The organism is Nitrospirota bacterium (genome assembly GCA_040755395.1).
Taxonomy (GTDB): Bacteria; Nitrospirota; Nitrospiria; order Nitrospirales; family Nitrospiraceae; genus DATLZU01.
Genome location: JBFMAX010000009.1, coordinates 115,444 through 135,747 on the forward strand (window position 1 = coordinate 115,444; position 20,304 = coordinate 135,747).

General features: G+C 65.1%; 14 protein-coding genes. 1 reads left to right on the top strand and 13 read right to left on the bottom strand.

The window, feature by feature from the left end; all coding sequences use genetic code 11:
• Positions 1–43 precede the first annotated feature (43 nt).
• Positions 44–766 carry a hypothetical protein gene (locus tag AB1555_13770; protein ID MEW6247760.1) on the top strand — a complete coding sequence of 241 codons (723 nt, stop codon included), beginning with the start codon at positions 44–46 and terminating at the stop codon, positions 764–766.
• A gap of 32 nt (positions 767–798) precedes the next feature.
• On the opposite strand, the gene AB1555_13775 is transcribed toward AB1555_13770, so the two are convergent.
• From AB1555_13775 to AB1555_13835, 13 genes are all read right to left on the bottom strand, one after another.
• The gene (locus tag AB1555_13775) at positions 799–2,220 is read right to left on the bottom strand and encodes a porin (GenBank protein ID MEW6247761.1); all 1,422 of its coding nucleotides are present in this window, start codon (positions 2,218–2,220) and stop codon (positions 799–801) included.
• A gap of 189 nt (positions 2,221–2,409) precedes the next feature.
• Entirely contained in the window at positions 2,410–3,531 is a 1,122-nt protein-coding gene (gene wecB, locus AB1555_13780) for a UDP-N-acetylglucosamine 2-epimerase (non-hydrolyzing) (GenBank protein MEW6247762.1), read from the bottom strand.
• A 106-nt stretch (positions 3,532–3,637) separates the two neighbouring features.
• Positions 3,638–5,062 (bottom strand): AAA family ATPase, encoded by a 1,425-nt coding sequence (locus tag AB1555_13785; GenBank protein MEW6247763.1) that lies wholly within the window; start codon positions 5,060–5,062, stop codon positions 3,638–3,640.
• A 2-nt stretch (positions 5,063–5,064) separates the two neighbouring features.
• Positions 5,065–5,925: a CpsD/CapB family tyrosine-protein kinase gene (locus AB1555_13790; GenBank protein ID MEW6247764.1), complete on the bottom strand. Its 861-nt coding sequence runs from the start codon at positions 5,923–5,925 to the stop codon at positions 5,065–5,067.
• A gap of 27 nt (positions 5,926–5,952) precedes the next feature.
• Positions 5,953–7,656, bottom strand: coding sequence for a lipopolysaccharide biosynthesis protein (locus AB1555_13795; GenBank protein ID MEW6247765.1), 1,704 nt, complete (start codon positions 7,654–7,656; stop codon positions 5,953–5,955).
• 76 nt (positions 7,657–7,732) lie between these two features.
• Positions 7,733–8,935 carry a hypothetical protein gene (locus tag AB1555_13800; protein ID MEW6247766.1) on the bottom strand — a complete coding sequence of 401 codons (1,203 nt, stop codon included), beginning with the start codon at positions 8,933–8,935 and terminating at the stop codon, positions 7,733–7,735.
• 17 nt (positions 8,936–8,952) lie between these two features.
• Positions 8,953–9,576, bottom strand: coding sequence for a polysaccharide biosynthesis/export family protein (locus AB1555_13805; GenBank protein MEW6247767.1), 624 nt, complete (start codon positions 9,574–9,576; stop codon positions 8,953–8,955).
• Positions 9,577–9,578: 2 nt separating this feature from the next.
• Complete coding sequence (locus AB1555_13810; protein MEW6247768.1) at positions 9,579–11,966, bottom strand: tetratricopeptide repeat protein; 2,388 nt, start codon at positions 11,964–11,966, stop codon at positions 9,579–9,581.
• A gap of 134 nt (positions 11,967–12,100) precedes the next feature.
• A complete protein-coding gene (locus AB1555_13815) occupies positions 12,101–13,735 on the bottom strand; it encodes an MraY family glycosyltransferase (GenBank protein MEW6247769.1) in 1,635 nt (544 codons plus the stop codon).
• Between the two features lie 10 nt (positions 13,736–13,745).
• Entirely contained in the window at positions 13,746–15,371 is a 1,626-nt protein-coding gene (gene xrtD, locus AB1555_13820) for a VPLPA-CTERM-specific exosortase XrtD (protein MEW6247770.1), read from the bottom strand.
• Positions 15,368–16,102: a WecB/TagA/CpsF family glycosyltransferase gene (locus AB1555_13825; GenBank protein MEW6247771.1), complete on the bottom strand. Its 735-nt coding sequence runs from the start codon at positions 16,100–16,102 to the stop codon at positions 15,368–15,370. Before AB1555_13825 ends, xrtD begins: the two co-directional genes overlap by 4 nt.
• Positions 16,083–18,041 carry an alginate lyase family protein gene (locus tag AB1555_13830; GenBank protein ID MEW6247772.1) on the bottom strand — a complete coding sequence of 653 codons (1,959 nt, stop codon included), beginning with the start codon at positions 18,039–18,041 and terminating at the stop codon, positions 16,083–16,085. Before AB1555_13830 ends, AB1555_13825 begins: the two co-directional genes overlap by 20 nt.
• Positions 18,031–20,181 carry a bi-domain-containing oxidoreductase gene (locus tag AB1555_13835; protein MEW6247773.1) on the bottom strand — a complete coding sequence of 717 codons (2,151 nt, stop codon included), beginning with the start codon at positions 20,179–20,181 and terminating at the stop codon, positions 18,031–18,033. Before AB1555_13835 ends, AB1555_13830 begins: the two co-directional genes overlap by 11 nt.
• Between the last annotated feature and the right edge of the window lie 123 nt (positions 20,182–20,304).

Below are 20,304 nucleotides of genomic sequence, written 5' to 3' on the forward strand. Positions count from 1 at the left end.
GGAGCAAAACAACGTGTCAGGGCGACGGTCTCGACGGTGCTGCATGCGGCCGAAAATCACGGTGTGGGTGAGCTTGTGCATCATCGCCGGCGCGGCGGGGTGCGGAACGCCGCAATTTCCCACCAAGGTGGTGTACGAGAGCGACCAGTCGTTCGTTCGGCTCGAAACCGATCAAACGGTCGCACAGGGGAATGAACACAGCCACCCGGTTTCGGTCTCCGCCGAGCAGATGGCCGCGGTCCTCGGCGGCGTCGTCGTGGAAGCACCCGTCTCCCGGATGCCCTTCTACGACGACCTGAGCCGACCGCGCCGGCATCCGGCGTTTACCGACACCGAGATCGAGTTTTTCGCCCCATTGTTGGCCGACGCGTTACAGATGGCGACGCCCGAGGAAGTGGTGACTTTTTATCAGACACGTCGGGTCTCGGCGATCCGGCGGGAGGTGACGTCCGGAGGGTTGTTTGTGAAGGGCGATCGACTCCATCTGTTCCTCAGCAATTATCGCTCGAAGACCCACTATCGAGCCGATATCGGAGTCGCCGATACGACGGATGACAGGCTCACGCCCATGAAACCGATCGCACCGCAGGAAGGCAAACTGGATTTCGAACCGCAACACTATCGGGTGCCGTCCGCTCCCGCAGGACTGGCCCGGCTCTTTCATTGGGACCGGCGCGAGCTCATCGTGCTCTTCCGCCAGCTTCCTCCGAGGCGCCTCTCGTCGGGGGCCGCTCCCCGTTCCGGGGACGTCTTGCCCCGGAAGTGATCGCAGTCGCCCGCTGAATCCGCCGACGGGCGTCAGAAATTCCACTGCAACTGGAACCTGAGCAGATTGCCGGTCTGGAGTTGATACGGGGTCTGCACGCAGGGGATGTTCGTGAAGAGCGGGTTGACGCAGGTGGAAGGAACGGCGCCGGCGTCCGCCGACGTGCGTTGCGTCCAGGTATACATGACGGTCAACTCGACGGCCCTGTTGAACTGATACTCCAGTCCGAGCTCGAGTTCACGGACCGAGTTGCGCGGCGAGTTCGGCTCGTGTTTCTTCCCGCCGAAGTATTCCTGGTAGCGCACGAACGGAAAAATGCTCAGGCAGTAGGTTTCGCACCGGTAGTTGTAAAAGAGCTGCAGGTAGCCGCCGCGCAAATCGCCCGTCACCACGTCGGTGCGGGCTTTGTTCAATTCGGGTCCCCGCCCGACGGTGTATTCGCCCTGAAGGCCGAACGGCTGCGGGTACAAGACGAAGTGCCACGCGACTCGTTCATCCACGTAGTTGCCGTTGTTGGTGACGCGAGGCGAAGCCGGGGTCCCCGCCGTCAGCGACGGGTTGAGCGGCACGACCGGCGCCGTGTCCACGACGAACTGTCCGGTGTAGGCGTCCATGCCCACCTCGAAGATCTGACCGTTGGGGAATTCGTGCGGATACATGAAGTGAAACACGACGTGCTTGTTGTCGTTTCGTTCGGATTTGTTGGCGGTCTGCCCGTTGTACACCCCGATGCCCAGCATCCCGTAATCGCCGGACCCTTTCAACCCGCTGTCGACCAGCCGGCGAAAGCGCTCGCGGACGGAGGTCGGCGCGTAGTAGAGGAACAAGCCGAGATCGCGTTCGTTGAACGCGGCGCTGTTGATCGCGTCGTTGCGGTCGAACGCCAGACGGTTCTGGCTGGACTGCATGTTCTCGAACCCGAACGGCACCTTGGACTGGCCGGCCCTGATGCGCCACTCCTTGTTCTCCGTGAGAAAGAGATCCGCGTACCAATCCCGCAATTGCCCGACGTTGTTCGACCCGTCCACGGACGATGCGAAATCCGGCTGAATGTACACGAACACGCGGTCGTGCGGTTGCCCGCTGATGATCACGCGGCCGCGTCTCAGGAAGAACGTGTTGGATTTTCCGATCGACTTATCGCCCTGCTCGTTGATAAGCAACTCGTTGTTGAGGGTATGGTTGTAGCGTAATTGGCTGTATCCGCGGATGCTGATTCTTTCATACCACTTCTCGCGGACCGGCGCGTCGCCGACGCCCCGACTCTCTTCCAAAGCTTTGGCCTCCCGCTTCTCTTCCTCCGCCTTCAACTGCACCCATTCATCGATCGTAATCTGTTTTTTTTCGAGCAGGAGATCCTCGAGTTGCCCCGCCAGAACCCGGTCGCCGACCCACGCCGTTCCCAAACAGGCCACGCAGAACAGCGCCAGCCCGCACGATACCCCCCCTCTCATTCACCCTCTCCCTGTCGCGCGTCGATCGGGTGGGAAAGTAAAGAAGGAGGGTTACGCGAACGTTACGGCCACATCGGTGCTCGGTTAATTCGCTCGGTGGAAGAGAAAACCATGCGACCTATTTAGCACGGCCCCGGGAGGACTTCGAGCCGTGTGGCGGCGCAACAACGGCAAGGCGCGTGGCGCGCCTTAGCGCTCATGAAACCGGTCGAGCAGGATGTCGACGATCCGCCGGGAAGCCCGGCCGTCCCACAAGGGCGGGGGACAGGCGTTCGAAAGGGGCGATCGCAATATTCGCTCGGCTTCTTTCACGATGGCGTCGGGAGAGACGCCCACCAGACGGTTGGTTCCGTGGGACACGGTCACCGGCCGTTCGGTGTTGTGCCGCAACGTCATACAGGGAACTCCCAGCGCGGTGGTTTCCTCCTGAATACCGCCTGAGTCCGTAAGCACGAACCGCGCCGAAGCCAGTAACGCCATGAAGTCGAGGTATCCCAACGGAGGAACGCAGAAGAGCCCCCGCTCCGGCGCCTGTTCGTCTTGTGATCGGAAAAACAGGCTGCGTTCGCCCGCGGTCTCGAGATGCCGGCGGGTGCGGGGGTGTACCGGAAAGACGATGGGTATCAGATCGGCGATGTCGCCGACTGCGGACAGCAGCCCTTTCAGCGTGTCAGGATCGTCCACGTTCGCAGGCCGGTGCAGCGTGAGTATCCCGTACCGGCCTTTGGGCAGACCGAGGCGATCGTGGATCGTCGAGCGAATCCACCGACGATGGGACAGCATCAGGGAATCGATCATCACGTTTCCGACGAAAAAGATTTTGTGAGGAGGCACACCTTCCGCCATCAGGTTCCTCACCCCGCTGTCCTCGCTGGCGAACAGAATGTCCGAGACGGCGTCGGTGACCACTCTGTTGATTTCTTCCGGCATGGAGCGATCGAAGCTTCGCAGGCCCGCCTCGACGTGCGCCACAGAGAGTTGAAGTTTGGCGGCGGCCAGCGCGCCGGCCATTGTCGAATTGACGTCGCCTACGACGACAACCACCTGCGGTCGTTCCCTTTCCAAAATCGGTTCCAGACGCTTCATGACTTCGGCGGTCTGGTACGCATGGGATCCCGCTCCGACTCCGAGCTGAAAGTCCGGATTGGGAATCTCCAGATCCTCGAAAAACTGTCCGGCCATGTCGGCGTCGTAGTGCTGGCCGGTGTGAACCAGAATCGGCGTGATCTGCGGATGTCTGCGCATCTCTCTGATCAGAGGCGCGATTTTTATGAAGTTCGGGCGGGCGCCGACCACGTTGAGGATCTTCATGACGTCATCCCGCGGCGGTGCCGGAAGGAACGTGCCCGATGACAGCGCCGGTATGCGGTATGAGCCCTTCGCGCAAGCGCGCGACAGCCGGCGATGACCGGGAGCGTCATCGCGCGCTCCGGAAGAGCCGGTGCAGGAGATGAAGGACGCGCCCCGGCCCGGCCCCGTTCGTCCGGTAAGCGGCGCGCCGGCCGGTTGCGCGATCGCCGGACAATTGGGCGAGACGATGTTCGACGTCGCGGAACGCCGGATCGCATCGGGCGATGTGACGGTAGGAGTCCAGCGCGAGTCGGCGCCGCCCGAGAGACTCGAAGGTGCGGCCCAAGAGATAACGGATGCTGAGGACCTCTTGCCCGGAGCCGGTCGCGCGGTCCAGCGCCTTGCCCAGCGCCTCCGCGGCGTCTTCGAGGCGGCCGGCCGCCCTCAGGCAGAGGCCGGCCTGCGCGTACGCGCGAAACGCGTGGTCCGGAGTCTCGGCCGCCTGCAGAAACGACGCGACGGCTTCCTCGAAGCGCCCGGCCTTCTTCAGGGTCAGACCTCGGTCATAGAGCGTGCCGGCGGTCTGGATGTGCCCGCCCGTCTGGCGCCGATCCTGAATCGGCGGGGAGCCGGGCTCGGCCGTCGAAAAACCGTGACCAGGCGCCGGTCCCTTCGAGCGATCCGAATCCTTCTGATCCCACTCCTTGGCGAGGGTTATCAGGTCTTCCCGGTCGCGCAGCGGCAGGATGCCGCCCCTGCGGCGAGCGAGCGCCGCCTGAGCCACGAGCGTTGCGGTAATCCGCGGCGTCTGTTCGGCGAAGCCGTACGCCAGCGCCGTATCGCACACCTGATTGATCAACCGCGGGACGCCGCCGCTCACCCGATGAGCGAGAACGCAGGCTCCGTCGCTGAAGAGAGTCGGCCGGCCGCCGGCCACGCCCAGCCGGTGGCGGATACAACCGGGCGTTTCGTCCTCGGACAGCGGATCCAGGTGGCAGTCGACCGCGACGCGCTGCGCGAATTGCGTCATGTCGGCCCGTTGCAGCAGAGCGCGGAGCGGCGGTTGGCCGGACAGGATGACCTGCAAGCATCGCCCCCGGCCGTCGTTCACGTTCGAGAGCAGGCGCAGCTCCTCGACCATCGTCGGCGTGAGATTCTGCGCTTCGTCCACGACCAATAAGACCCGCCGCCGGCGGGCGTGCTCACGCGCCAGGAAGGCCGAGAACTCGGAGAACAACCCGACGGAGCTGTTTTCGGCGTGGCTGAGACCGAACGCCGCCACGATCCAGGGCAACAAACTGCCGAGCGTGTCCTGAACGTTGGTCAACATGCCGATGGCGAAGATATCCGAATATTGGTCCAGCAGGGAGTGGAGCAACGTCGTCTTGCCGGTCCCCGGTCCGCCGGTGATGATCACGAACCCGGCCTGGTTGAGCAGGCCATACTCCAACAGGTTCAGCGCCATCCGGTGACCGTCTCCCAAGTACAAGAATTCGGGATCGGGCGATAGAGAAAACGGCTTGGCGCGAAACCCGTAGAAGGATTCGTACATGATTATCCTTTGTCCGCCGGGCGGGCTTCGTCGTCTTCCGAGAGCAGCGCGGCGAGCCGGTGAAGGCTCCGGTCCCGCCGGCCTTCCTTGTTCAGCACCGTGCCCAAGATCGGCGCGGCGCCGCCGACCAGCAGCAAGGCGTGTTCGACGTCTTCCGCCGTGGTGCGGCCCTCTTCGACGACGAGCAGCAAGGCGTCGGTGTAGGGTGAAAACGCCAACACGTCGGCCCTTCGCAGCAACGGCGGGAGATCGAACACGATGATCCGCGACGGATACCGGTGTTTGAGTTCTTCGACCAACGCCGCCATTTTGGGCGAAGCGAGCGCTTCGGCGGAGTGCGGAAGCGGTCGCCCTCCGGGCAGCAGCACGAACCGGCCGATCCCCGGATGAATCAGCAGATCTTCGACCGGCACGTCGTCGAGCAGATAGTCGGCCAATCCGGCGCAGTCGTCGAGGCCGAACAGCTCGTGGACGCGCGGCCGCCGCAGATCGGCGTCCACCAGGAGCACGGTCTGTGTCGCCTCCATCGCCATGGAAATCGCCAGATTGACGGACGTCAGCGTCTTGCCCTCCCCGGAACCGGGACTGGTCACCCCCACCGTGTTCCATCCGTTCTCCCGCAACCGGTGGAGGACCTGCGTGCGAAGCACCTTGTAGCCGTCCACGAACGGACCGCGGTCGAACCCGGCCAGGACGCGACGCTCGCGAAGCGTTTCCCGCGGGATGTCGACCGTCCTGGTGCAGGTATAGACGATGGACGGCGGAACAGGTTTCGTGTCGCGGATCCGCCCGCCCCCGTCCGGCGGGCGAGGGCGCCGCTGCTGCTGTTTGAACCGCTCGAGCGCTCGCTGCAGGCCTTCCATCAATCAGTTCCTCCCGGCCAAGATCAGTTAAAGCCCCAGCTTCCTGAGCGCCGTGAACCAGACCACGTCCAAGGGGAGCCACAAGAAATGTCCCAACAGCGCCAGCGCGACGACCACACCCATCCCCGCCCACCGGAGGGCGCTTCTCCGCTTCGCGACGCGCGCCAGCTCCTCGTCGGTGGGCAGGTAGGGGATGACGGCGAGCGGAAACGCCTTGACGAGCCGGTTGAGCTGCGCGGGAGTGCGGATCGAGCGGTCGAGCCGTTCGGCGGCGGAACCGGCTGCGGCTCCGCCGACCGCCGCCAGCACCAACCCGAGGAAGAGCAACATCGGCCGGTTCGGGCGTTCCGGTCTCTCAGGCAAGTCGGGCGGATCGATCAGGGAAAAGCGCTCCCCTTTGCGCTGGATCTCCAGGCCCTCCGACACCTGCGCTTCCATGAGCCTGGACCGGATTTCCTGATACTTGTGCGCCGAGCCGTCGCGATCCCTCATGAGGTCGAGATAGGCGGGCTCGATCTGCGGGGTGTTTTCCAGACGCGCGGCGTAAGCGTCCCTGCGCCGTTTCAATTCCGCCCGCGTGTTCTTGAGAGCCTTGAGCGAGGCCGTCGTCGAAGACAGTTGCGCCTGCAGGTTGATGTAGGCCGGATTTTCCGGCTTGACGGGCGGCGCGGGCGCCGGGTGCTCGCCGGCCCGCCGCAACTCCTGTTCCAAGGAGGCGACGACGCTTCGGGCCCGCACCACATCGGGATGGTCGTCCCCGTACCGTTCGCGGAGGCCGGCCAGCCTGGCCCGTTCTCCTTCCAGCCATTTCGTCACTTCCTCGATCCCGGCCGGCGAGCCGGTCTCTTTCTCCAAGGCCTCGATCTCCTGCCGCATCCTGATGATGTCCGGATGTTCCGGAGACAGATACGCGGCGCTGCTCGCGATCTGCGCACGCAAGGCCTTGAGCCGCTCGCCGGCGTCGAGAATGCGCTCCCCGGCGGCGGAGATGATGGGCGTGTTGGGCTTGATCGTGGCCAACTCCCCTTCCAGATAGGTTTTCCGTTCCTCGAGGCTCCGGATCTCCCGATCCACGTCCACCAATTCGCGGTCGGCCTGGCTCATCAACTGCATATTCAGTTGGATCAGCTCGGGAAGCGCGCCGTCCGCTTTCTGTTTCAGCTCGGCGATCCGGCTTTCCACCTCTTCGATGTGACGGGAGAGGTTTTCCGCTTCCTGTCGGAGGAAGGCGGTGGTCTCCTGCGCGTGCCGCGCTCGGGTCTTGAGATTTTCCCCGAGAAACAGGCTCGTCAGCTCATTGGCGACTTTTTGCGCCAGTTCCGGCGTCTCTCCGTCATAGGCCAGCGTAAAGGCGATCGTCGCCTGCGTGGGGGTTTGCGAGCGTTTGTCGATGACTTTGGCGTTGATCACGTCGATCCTGATGTCTTTGACGAACCGATCGAGGACCTCCTCGGTGGGATGTCGTTTCCGAAGCCCCTCGTACAATCCGTACTGTTCGATGATCCGCCAGAGGGTCGAGCGGCTCATGACCTGTTGCTTGATGGTTTCGATGCGCTGGTCCGCATAACTGGTGATCGCGGACCGGACCAGGTCCGGCGGAATCTCCTGCTCTTCGATCAGAATCGTGGCGGTCGAGCGATACACGGCCGGCAGCAGAAACGCCGTCGCCGTCGCGATCCCGAAGATCGCGGCGGCGGTGAGCAGGATGGGCGCCCGGCGCCGGCGCGCCATGTCCAGAAACTCCCTCGGATCTCGCGGCTGTCGTTCCACGGCGTGATTCTCCCGCCTCCCGTTCACCGAGGGCCGTTCAACGCGAGACGGCCAGCTTCGGCATGGTGTAGGTCAACATCACGAAGGTCGAATTGGCGCCGGCGGTCCTGGACGGATGGTCGATGTCCAATTGCGCGTATGTGTAGGACATCGTCAACGTCCACCAGTCCGTCATGCGCCAGGCGATCTTGGGAGTCGCGCTGACGTAGCGTTGATCCGGAAAACTGAACGCCAAGCCTTGCGTGGCGATACCGGACGCGAGCAGAACCTGCCCGGTGATCGACGCCGTCACGGTTTCCGTCACGTCGCTCGAGACCGTGACGGCGGCCCTGTCCGTCTGAATCAACAGCCCCAGGCCGCTCGGGTTGATGTCGCGGCCGACATCGAGCTGCAGCGACGAGCGCTCCCCCTGTGCGCGCAGGTTCGCGGCGAACAGCCAGACCAGTTCGGAATCCTTCAAGCCGAACTGGCTGGTCGAGACCTGCCGGGGACCGCCCGACAGCGTCCCGCTCGTGGTTTCCGAAAAGGAGTGCGTCATGCCTGCGGTCGCGCCGTAATACACCGATCTGAGCCGGGCGTCGGGCGCGGAGAAGGTCACGTAGTGGCCGGTGAATTGGACTTGATCGCGTTCGGTCATGTCGTACAACACTGCCCCGTTTCCCCCGTGGACTTGATAATCGATCAGACCCAGCCGGAAGCCGTTGTCGTAGGACGCGTCCGCGAACTGATAGCCGCCCTGCACCGACAGCTTTTCCGTCAGCGCCCTCGTCCAAGCCGGATTGACCGTCCACAGATTCCGCTGGGTGAAGCTCACGCGGACGCCGGTTTGCTGCAATTCGCCCAACAGGGTGTTGTCCCGCGTAAACCCGCCCTCCAGGCTCCAGGTATCCTGCTCCCGGCGATAACGCGCCGAGAGAGGGAAATACAGGTTCGTGAACGAGACGTCCTCGCCGCCGGTATAGCGGACGAAATCCGCCGCCGCCTTGGCGCTCACGCGGAGAGTCTCCGTCGAGCCGGCGAACGTGACCGCGGGCGACACCCAATACCCCCACACCTCGTCGTGCGGAAAAAACGTCAACGTCAGATTGCTGTTGTAATCGCCTCTCACGCTTACCGACGGCTCGGCCGACCATTCCGCGGCCCTGACCGCGACGGCCCACGCCAAGAGGGCGATGCCCGTCAGGACGGCCGGCCACAGGCGCGGCGCACGACGGGGTCCGTGGGCGATGGAAACGAACACGCGGTGCCTCTGTGCGTTCAGGGCACCATGACTACGTCGCCGCGCTCAAGGAGGATGTTCTGCTCCAAATTCTTCCCTTTTCTGGCGTCGCCGTAGCGGAACCGGAAGACCCGCTGCTCCCCGTTTTGGCGGCGCACAATCGTGATGTCGTTCTCGGCGGCGAACGGCGTCAAGCCGCCCGCCAGACTGAGGGCCTGCAGGACATCGGTGTAATGCCCGACGAGAAATTCGCCCGGCTTGTTGACCCGGCCCAACACGTAGATCTTGTAGCTCAGCAGTTTGGTCACCGCGACCGAGACGTGCGGATTGGGAATGAACTTCGAGAGCCGTTTGGCCAGATCGGTCCGCAAGTCTTCGACCGTTCTGCCCGCCGCGGGCACGTCGCCGACCAGTGGAAACGACACCATGCCGTCCGGACGAACCACGGTCTCGCGGGTCAGGTGTTCATCCTTCCACACGGAAATCATGACGACGTCTTCCGGTCCCAACAGATAGTCGGGCCCTACGGCAGGCGGCGGACCCACGCCGTTGCCGCCCGCCGCCGCGACATCGGCGAGCACGCAGACGAGCACCACCGGGAGCCAGAAGCCTGCAGAGGTCCGTCCCGGACGATGATCGGTTTTGTGCGACGACTTCCGCATGACTACCCCTGCAATTGCGCCAAGATGGCTCGCGCTTCCGCGACGCCGGGAAAGGCTTTGCCCGAGGCGACGGCCTTCCGGAGATGGGTCTTGGCCTCCGCGGCCAGGCCGGCTTGATAATAGGCCACGCCCAAATGGTAATTCAGGACCGGATGGTCCGGCGCTTTGGAAAGGGCGAGCCGAATCACGCGCACCGCTTCGTCGCGATGACCCAGCTTCAGGTGGACCCACCCCAACGTATCGAGGAAGAAGGGGTGCGGGGCCTGCGTTTCGAACTCGCGGCTCAAGGCGAGGGCCCGTTCCAAGCTTTTCGGATCGCCCTTATGATCGGCCAGCAGCGCGGCGAGATTGTTGGCCGCCACGAGCGCGCGCGGGTTCATCCGGAGAATCGCGTCGTACTCCTCGATCGCCCGATCGATGTGCCCGGCCTCGCCGAGCGCGGACGCCAGCAACAGGCGAAGCTCTCCGTTACCGGGGTTGAGTCGGACGCCTTCGGTCAGAAGCTCGGCGGCCTCCGCGAGCCGCTTCTGCGCCAATTTCAAGGTGGCCAAGTTCATCCACGGCATGGCCCAGTCCGGCTTAATCCGCGCGGCCTCGCGGAATTTGGCCTCCGCCCCCGCCTGGTCCCCCCTGATGAGCAGGAGTTCTCCGAGCAGGCCCAGGGCGTAGGCGTGCTGTGGATCCCGGGCCAGGAGGCGTTCAAGCCGAGCCTGGGCTTGGGCCTGCCTGCCGAGACCGTGTTCCAATCGCACGAGCGCAAAGAGCGGTTCCGGCGCGGCGGGGACCGCGGCGGCCGCCCGCTCGAAGGCAGCCATCGCCTTGTCCCACTCTTGTCTGGCGAGCAACAGATTGCCCTCGGCAAGGTCGGCGGCGACCTCTCCGGCTCCTGCCCGGCGGAGTTTTGCGATCGTTTCCGCGGTCGCGCCCCAGTCCCGCTCCGCCGCCTGCAGATTGAGCAGCATGCCGAGGATCGCCAGGTTGTCGGAATCCAGCTTGAGCAGGCCTTCCAATCTCGATCGAGCGTCTTTCGTTCTGCCGCCGGCGATGTCGAGATGCGCCAACGGAAGCTGCGCGTCGAGCAGGCGCGGGTTCAGCGCGACCGCTTTCTGCAGGTTCTCGCGGGCCAGGTCGGTTTCGCCGAGCGCCAGATGCGCCCGCCCGAGCAGCGTAAAGGCTTCCGCATGGTCCGGCTGGTCTTTCAGGACCGTGCGCAAAGCCTGAGTGGCCCCTTTGCCGTCCCCGCGACGGAGCGCGATCTTACCCTGGAGGAGCAAGGCGTCGGAGGCGCGCGGGTTCTCCTTCAGGACTTCCTGTAACTCCCGCTCGGCTCCTTGCTGCCTGCCCTCTTCCCAGTCCATGGCGGCCAACCTGACTCTGGCGTCCAAGGACGCGGGGCTTCTTCGTCGATCGTCGCGAACTTCTTCGTAGAGGCGCCTGGCTTTGTCCCGCTCTTGCGTCGCTTCGTACAACCGGCCCAGGGCGAACCGTATGGCCGTCGAATGCGGGAGGCTCTCTTTGGCCTCGAGGAGCGCCGCCTCGGCGTGCGGCGCGCCTCGACGGGTGGCGAGAAAGTCCGCCAGCGCGAGCCGGCGCGGCTCGCTGTCCGGGTCGGCCCGCACCGCGTCCCGCAACGCGGCTTCGGCTTTGTCGTAGTCTCCGCGTTGATCGTAGAAGCCGGCTAATTTGACGCGATGGTCGAACACCTTGGGCTCGGCCTCCACGATGCGCGTCAGAATCTGCTCCGCGCGGGCTGCGTCTCCCATGCGGACGTAGGTCGAAGCCAGGCTGTTCAGCAGATCGAGGTCGCCGGGGTGCGCGTCGATCGCCCGGCGCAGCGCCGGTTCGGCGTCGACGGCGCGCTGCTGTGCCGCATACAGACTGGCGAGCAGCAAGACCACGTCCTTTTCGGACGGGTACTCCGCAAGCAGCGCCTCGGCCTGGACCGTCGCCTCCTGCAATCGCCCGCCGACGGCCAAGACCGCGATCTTGAGCGCCCGGGCCTGCGCGTGCCGCGGATCGGCGGCCAGGACTCTCTCCGCCGACTCCACGACTTTGTCGGTCATGCGGGCTTCCAGATAAAACTTGCCCAACTTGATCAACGCGCGGTCGTGGTTGGGCACCAGTTCGACGACACGCTGATAATTGGCGAACGCGTTACGCCAGTTTTTTTCCTTTTCTTCGACCTGAGCGAACAGGAAGTAGGCCTCGGGATCCTTCGGATCGATCTTCAGCACGTTCCGCAGGGCGACCCGCGCCTTGGGGAAATTCCCCTGCTGGATATAAGCCTGCGCTTTCGACCGATAGTTCGCTTTGCGCTCCTCCGGTCCGCCGCAGCCGGCGGCGACGATCAGGAGCAGCGCAACGGCGATGTGAACCGTTCTGGAAGTCATGCCCGCCTCCTAACCGAGCTTGCTGAGCCAGCCGCCATCTGATAACTCTTGGCGGCTGGAGAGAACACCTCTTTCTTTCTAACCTTCGCGACCCGTTCGCCCGCGTCTCGCGCCCGCCGTTGCTGTCGCTGCGGTCACCACCACGCGCGCAGGCCCACCCAGAACAGCATCCACAGGGACACGAGGCCGAGCCGCGCGATGCGGACCGCGCCGTTGTGGAGCAACAACTCGAACGAGAAAAACAGCACGATCAGCTTTGCGGTCAACACGCTGAGATTGATGTCGCCGACCCGCATTTCCGGCAGGACGGGAATGATCAAAGCCAACAACACCATGAGGTAATCGAGCGGTGTCGTCTCGAACGGGCGCCCGGCGCTGAAGCGGATCGCCAGCATCACCAGCAGCGCCAACACCATGAACAACAGGTTGAGCGGAACCCGCAGATTCCATTCAACGTCGAGCGAGGCCTGTTCGCCCAAGTACATGACGAACGCGCTGCCCACATACAGGCCGCTCCGCACCAACAGCGGCGCGGCGCGCGGGACGACGGTGAGACCCGCGAGGATCGCGATGAACAGCGCCGTCGCGCCGTAGGCCATGTCGTCGGGAACGCGGCGGACCAGGAGCACGCTGAACGCGAGCAGGAGCGGCACCGCGACACTCAACACGCGGAGGGCCGCGTCGGCCGGCCACAACCGGTCCCCCGGACGCCGGAGACAGGGCCACGGCGGACGCTCCGCGTCGGGTTTCCGGGTGAGCCGCAACGCGCCGCGGCCGGCGTTGAAGAACAGAGCCAGAATGCCGGCGGCTAGGACGCCGTAGAGCGCCAACACCGCGCCGTCGGATTGCCAACGCAACAGGTAGGCGAGGCTGACCATGCCGGCCTGAAGCGAATAAATGAGGATCACCGCCTCGCGCTGGGACAGGCCGACGGCCAGGAGCTTGTGGTGAATGTGGTTCCGATCGGCCACGAAGGGCGAACGGCCTTCGCGGATCCGCTGGATCATGACGGCGACCGTGTCCAGGAGCGGCAACCCCAGGATGAGCGGCGCCAGGGCCGGACTGTACGGCCCGCGCGCCGGGTCCGTCAACACGATGGACGACACGGCGAGATAAAACCCGAGAAACTGGCTGCCCGCGTCTCCCATGAAGATCCGCGCGGGGTAGGTGTTGAACCGGAGGAACCCCAACAGTCCTCCGAGTACCGACGCCATCATCGCCGTCACCACGATATCGTCCGAGAGATACGCCAGGTACGCCATGCCGGCGAAGCTGAGCAGCGAGAGGCCTCCCGCCAGCCCGTCCAGGCCGTCGGCCAGGTTGATCGCGTTGGTCACGCCCACCAGAACGAGCAAAGTCAGCGGCACGGAGACCCAGCCGGGCAGGACAAGATCGGGCCACAACGGCAGGCTGGTCAGGCGGACGCCGCCGACAAGGATGACGGCGCCGGCGGCCAGCAGTTGCCCGAAAAACTTCATCCGATAGCTGAGACCGGCGCGGTCGTCCCAGGCCCCGAACAGAAGAATGATCGCGCCGCCCAGGAGGCCGGACACGACCACGTCGTCTTTGGGGACCCACAGAAGGATCGCCGTGAACGTCCCGGCGGCCAAGGCGATGCCCCCGATTTTCGCGACGGGACCCGCGTGAACTTTGCGGTCCCCCGGCAGGTCGATGAAATGGAACCGGCTCGCCGTGGCGACCAGCGGCGGGATCAACGCCATACAGATGATCAACGATCCGACGAAGCTGAAAAACAGCGCGCCCGACATGGCGTGATCCTCAGTCAGGGACGTACGTCTTCAACAAGGGATGGACGAGCGCGGCGAACGCGGCGAGCCGGCTTTCCACGCCGGCCTCGTTCTCGCCGGCGCGGACCGGCGCGCTCAAGCGAACCAGCGCCCCGTCCGTCCGCCGCTGCGTCAGGGCGTCCCACAGCAGATACGCTTTCACCGCATATTCGTTCGTCAGCACGCGGTTCCGCTGCTTGAACCAGTACAACACAAGCTGTTTGTCGTCGCCCTTTTGGATGAGCGCCCGATTGACCGTGAGACCGGGCTCCGCGGCCGACGGAGGAATCACTTCAACGTCGCGGAACGACGAAATCTCCCATCCGCCCCCCGGAATGCAGGTTTTGGGCGAATGCGCCGACTGTCCTTTGCGTTGAGAGCGGTAGTAGGCGACGTAGAAGTTGACGGAACCCCTGTCCGGCGCCGCGTAGTCGGCCAGGATGTAGTCGTCGAAGCGGAGCACGTCGACGTACTGTCGCTCCAGGGGATAGGAGAGGCCTGCCCAGTCGCCGACCCGCAACGGAAATTCGAGGAACGATTGCCGCGGAGGCGTCGCTTCCTCCCGAGACACGAGGCGAGGCGCGCCGACCGCGACCAGGGCGAGCAAAGCGAGACAGACGGCGTACGCCCGCGGCCACGCGCTCCGCGACGGGATGCGATTCGAAAGATCCGGCCGGGCGGGAGATTCGTGCCGCGCGGGAGCGGTCGCTCCGGCCGGATGGATGCGGGAAAGCAGCCGCATCTCGCCCAACAGCGCCAGCAGACTGGCCATGAAAAAGACCCACCCCTCGAACAGATGGAGAAACCCCTCCGCGGCGCCAGGCCCGTACAGATCGACCAAGACGCCGATGACGCCGATCCGGAACCCGTTCAGCAGGATGGAGATCGGAATACTCGAGGCCAGGAGCGTGATCCGTTTCCACATGCGGTCGCGGAACAGGTATGCGCAGAGCAACGCCAGCGACACGAGCGGAAACAGGTACCGCAGACCGCTGCAGGCCTCGACCACCTGCAACTGGATCGGCCCGAGGTCGATCACGTTGCCCTCCCGGAAGGCCGTGACGCCGACGACCTGAAGGCAGCCGACGCCCAGCGCCGAAGACAGCAACTGCAAACGCCCGGACAGGGCCTGGTACAGAAAATCCGGGAGCGGAATCATGGTGAGCAGATACGCCAGGGGAAAGGCCATCTCCTTCGCGCCGCGGACGCCGACGGCGCCGACCGTGAACGCCACGACGACCATCCAGAACGACAGGTGGAGGAGCACGTAGAGGGTGGCCAGCTCGCCGACGACATAGAGGCCGAGTCCGGCCGCCAGCAGCGCCGGGCCCCACCACGACCCTTGGAGTCCCGGTGTCCTGATCGCGTGTCGCCGTTCCCACACGAAGTACAGGGAGATCAACGGAACGAAGAACCCGTGCCCGTAATTCTCGTCCGTGACCCAGATATGGACCATGTACGCGAGGCTGTCGAAGTAGATGAAGCCGATCAACGGAATCGGAGCCAGCGCGGCCGCCCAGAGGAGGCGGTCGCGTGTCCGGGTTCCGGCATTCCGGTCGGCTTCGATCAGTCCGGCAATCGACGGTTTGCCGTGCGCGACGGCCGGGCGCGGATTCATCCGGTCACCTTCCTTTTCAGCACGTGCCAGGCGAACAACGGCAGCGCGGCCTGCCGGCCGATTCGAGTCGGTTGGGCGACCAACCGGTAGAGCCATTCGAGATGAAGGCGCCTGACCGACGCCGGCGCGCGCTTGACCCGGCCGGCGATCACGTCGAACGTGCCGCCCACCCCCTGGCACACCTTGACGTTCAACGCGGGGAGATACCGGTCGATCCAGGCTTCCTGCTTCGGGCTCCCGAGCGCGACGAACAACAGGTCGGCGCGCGACGCGTTGATGGCGGCGATCAATCCGGGCATGTCTTCCTCCTGGAGGTATCCATGGCTGGCGCCGACGATTCGGATTCCCGGGAACCGCCGCTGCAGGACGGTCGCGGTCTGCCGGTTCACGTCCGGCGCGCCGCCGAACAAGAAGACCGTCCGCCCGGCGGCGGCAGCCCGCGCGCAGAGTCTGGGCATCAACTCCGACCCGGGAACCCGCTCGAACGATCCCAAGCCCAACAGCCGGGCGGCGAGCACAATGCCGATGCCGTCGGGAATGAGCAGATCGGCGCGGCGAAGCCGATCGAGCAGCAGAGGATCTCCGGTCGCCCTGACCACCTTTTCCGGATTGACCGCCATGATGCTGCACGGTTTGTCGCCCGCGAGCATGGCGCCGACGACCGCGACCGCTTGGTCCATCGTGACGCAGTCCACGGGGACGCCCAGGATTTCAGTACGCGCCGGCTTCATCGATCAACCGCCGAAGTCGCGCGAGCGCGGCCCCCGGCACCCATCGCCGACTTCCGTCGTGATCCGCCCGGACCACCGTGACGAACTCATGGGGCAACGGCCCTTCGTAACGGCAGCGCACCGTCGCGATGGGCACCTTGACCCCGTACGCCGGAGACCTCCAGCCGGACGGCGGATCGGTTTCTCCGCGGTGCCATGACACCGCTCCACCCGTGACGTCGATTCGGACGGCCGTCGCCCCGGACCGGAGCACGGACGAGCCGGCCTCCACAAAGGGATCGGCCCCCAGATGCCAGTTCGCATCGAGCCGATGGACGCCGCGCCCCGTCAGCCGATCCAGAATCACCCAGCGGCTCGGCGGTTGGTACAGCAGCGCCCGCCAGTGCAGGACGCCGAGCCGTTTCAGATAGCCGTCATGGCTCGCCACGAGCGCGACGCTTCCGTCCGGATTTGTGTCCCGATGCGCGAGCCGGGTATAAAACGGCTGCGTCCACAAGAAGGCGGCTTCCTGGACGGCTTGATCCAGTCCGTCCACCGTCACGGTGTTGTGAGCGCTGGTTCCGCGGAAGTACCTCCTCCACGAAGGCTCGCCGGTGTATGTGTAAGTTCCCGGATCGATCAGGACTTCCAGGTCGTCGATGTCCAACAGGACCGAGAGCGCGTCGGCGTGGCCGTGCGCGTAGCAGGGGGCCATCCCGAGCGGCCCGTGGTCGAAGATCAGGCGCGAGCGGGCGCCGTCCGCCCGCGTGACGACTGTATAGCCCGAGGACCTGAACGTGGACGTCGCGGGTACCGGCGCCGGCTCTCCACGGGGAAACCGCAGAAACGGGGACAGCGCGTAGCCGTCGTCGCCGTCGCCGATCGCCGGCCAACGTTCAGCCGGCCAACCGAACGCGGCGTCGAACGCCTGACTGCGCGCCACGGCCCGCTCCAGCGCCGCAGGCACGGGCCGGTTTCTCTGTCTGAGCAGGGCCACGACGAGTCGGTACAGGTCCGAGACCACCCGCTGATACCGGAATCCCTGCTCCGCGCCGCCGCCGTCGTCGAGGATCTGGTGGGAAGCTTCGTGCTCCAGCAACCGGAGTCCGGCGGCCGACCAGCCTCCATCGCCTTGCAGCTCCGGAAACAGGATACCGGCGTACACGAGCCCGGCCGCCTCCGCGACGGTATGGTTCCCGAGAGACGAACCGATGGACAGCCGGCGTCGGATGAATTCGGCGTGCCCGCGGATCAGACCTGTCACAACGGGCCACGTTCCCTCGGGATCGCTCAACCAGGGCCGGGCGATGTCGATCGCGTGACACACGGCCAAGAGACGGAGCGCGCATTCCATCGCCGAAATGTAATGAATGCCGGTGAGAAACGGGTTGGCCTTGCGCCATGACCGGAGCCGGGCTTCCAGCGACTGAACGGCGCGGCGGCGCAGGCTCGCTTCAGCCGTTCGTGAGATCAACGCCAGCGCAATCAGATGCTGAAGCCGCGCGGGCTCCCATGCAACGCGCACGTCCCCGTACGGATTGCCTTCGCGATACGGAATGCTCGCGAAGAACGTATTCGGCCAGAGCCTGCCGGTGTCCGGCGCCCGGCGCCAGATGTCCGGATCCTCACTCCATGCCCACTCATGGCCGAGCGCGCGGAAACGCCCCTCCACCAACCCCTCCGCCGAGTCCGCGAGGGCGTCGAGCGCCCAGGGCAACTCCGGCAATTGCGGTGTCGAGGCAACGCAAAACGCCAGGCGGCCGGCATCGCGGACCGGAGCGTCCGCCGTCAGCCACCCGAAGCGATGGCCGACCTGCCAGGCCTTCAGCGCGCACTGCTCGCCCGCCCGACTAATCAGTTCGGCGGGACTCATCACGCTCGCGCGCCTGGCGTACCAGGCCAGTGTCCGGGAGACACGGAAGGAATGAAACGGCATCGTTCCGGCGGCGTCAGACGTCATACACGGCTCCCGTTCGCAGGCTTTGCGCGGCCAACAGGCAGGCGCGGGTGACGGCCCACACCTGCTCGAAGGGAATCAACGGCGGCTTCCCGCGCGTGATCGCCTCGACGAATTGCGCCATTTCCTCCCCGAAGCCTTTGTCGCGCTCTCCGGACTTGAACGTCCGCTTGCGGCCTTGCGCATAGAGATCGGTCCGCACGAAATCGTCCATCGTCAGGGCCCGTCCGTTGCCGAACACTTCGACCCGTTCCTTGGGCAGCACGGTATCTCCCCCTGCTGTATAAACGATCGTCCCGATGGAGCCATCGGCGAACGCCAGGCTGATGACGCACTGGTCGTCGGTGATCCCGGAGCTGTGCCGGCCGATCCTTCTAGCGTGCACCGAAACCGGAAGCGCGCCGCACAGCGCCTGAAGGTAGTCCACGAAATGGCAGATTTCCCCGAGCACGCGACCGCCTCCCACATCAGGGTCCTGAATCCAGTGCGTAGGCGGGATGGCCCCCGCATTCACCCGGTACACCATGACCAGCGGATCGACGCGCCGGCGGAACAACGCGCGCGCCTCAGCGGCATGCCGGGAGAATCGACGGTTGAGCCCCACCATGAGCTGCAGCCCTTGGTCGGCCCGTTCCCGATACACCGCCGCGATACGGTCCAGTTCCTCCTGCGTCAGGCAGAGCGGTTTTTCCACGAACACGTGCTTGCCGGCCTCCAACGCCCGGACGACCAGGTCCGCGTGCGTGTCATGCCGGGTTCCGATCAGAACGGCGTTGACGGCGTCGTCCGCCAGGACGGCCTGCGGATCGCCGGTGCAGTACGCGGCGCGGATCCGATCGGCCAAGGCCTTGGCGGTGACGCCGGAAGCGGTGCACACGGCCCGGATCGACACGTCCCGCGCTCCCGCCAGCGCCGGGAGCAGCGCGTCCTTCACGTGCTGCCCGGCTCCGATCAACCCCAGAACCACGGAGGCCGCCGGTTGAACCGGCGACACGGCGATCACCGGCGTTTCTGGTCGCTCGTGATTCGACGGATACGTGATCACCAGCCCCAGGCAGGGCACCGTGTTGTCCATCAGGAGCCGGTAGGCTTCTTCGGCCTGCTCGATCGGAAATCGATGGGTCACCAGACGCTTGACATCGACCTTGCGTTGCCGGATCAGGTCGAGGAACGCTTCCATGTTGCGGGTCTCCGTCCAACGCACATACCCGAACGGATAGTCGCGCCCTTTTTCCTCGAACTCCTTGTCGTAACGGCCGGGTCCGTAGGACATCGACAGCCGGAATTCGAGTTCTTTCCTGTAATAGGGCTCCCGCGGGAGCGTCATGCCGACCGCGCCCACCACGACGACCCGTCCTTTCTGCCGGGCGATTTCCCCGGCGACCTGGACGGGTCCGTTCTCCTTGGTGCCGGCAGTGATGATGACGGCATCGACGCCGCGTCCCTCGGAGAACGCCAGCGCCGCTTCGATGAGGTCCGGCGGGCGAACGACGGCGTCTGCGCCGAACTCCTGCGCCAGCGCGAGCCTGTCCTGGTCCAAATCCGATCCGAGCACGGAACAGCCCGCCGCTTTCAACAACTGAACCGTCAATTGACCCAACAGGCCCAGACCGATGACTGCGACGCGCTCGCCCAAGCGCGGGTCGGCCTGGCGGACTCCCTGTAACGCGATGGCGCCGAGCGTGACGAACGCGGCCTCTTCAAAATCGACGCCGTCGGGAATTCTGACGCACAGGTTCTTCGGCACGTACACCACTTCGGCGTGAGACGCGTACTGCTGGCCAGCGCAAGCCACCCGGTCTCCGGCGGAGAAGCGATCGACCGCCTTGCCGATCCGCAGCGCCGTGCCCGCGCAGCTATAGCCCAGGGCGGCGGGGGTATCGAGTCGTTCGAACACGCGCTTCACGGTCGGGACCAGGCCGTCTCTGTGGATGTGATGGAGCACTTTGCGCACCATGTCCGGTCGCTCCATCGCTTTGCCCACCAGGCTCCTGTGCGCGACGGCGACGGTGGACTTCTCGGTTCCGGGGCTGATCAACGACACCCGATTGGCGACCAGCAGCCCTCCATGGTGCAACGGAGGCGTAGGGACATCGTCGACCTTCAACGCGCCGGTGCGGTAATTCTGGACGACTTGTTTCATAACCGGGACGCTTCGTCACGCAGGCAAGGAGAGCCGGGACTCACAGCGGTGAGCTCAGTGCCGTTCGGTGCCGGCTGCTCGCTTGCTAGGCGGGTACTCTGAACACCTGACGAAACGCAGGCG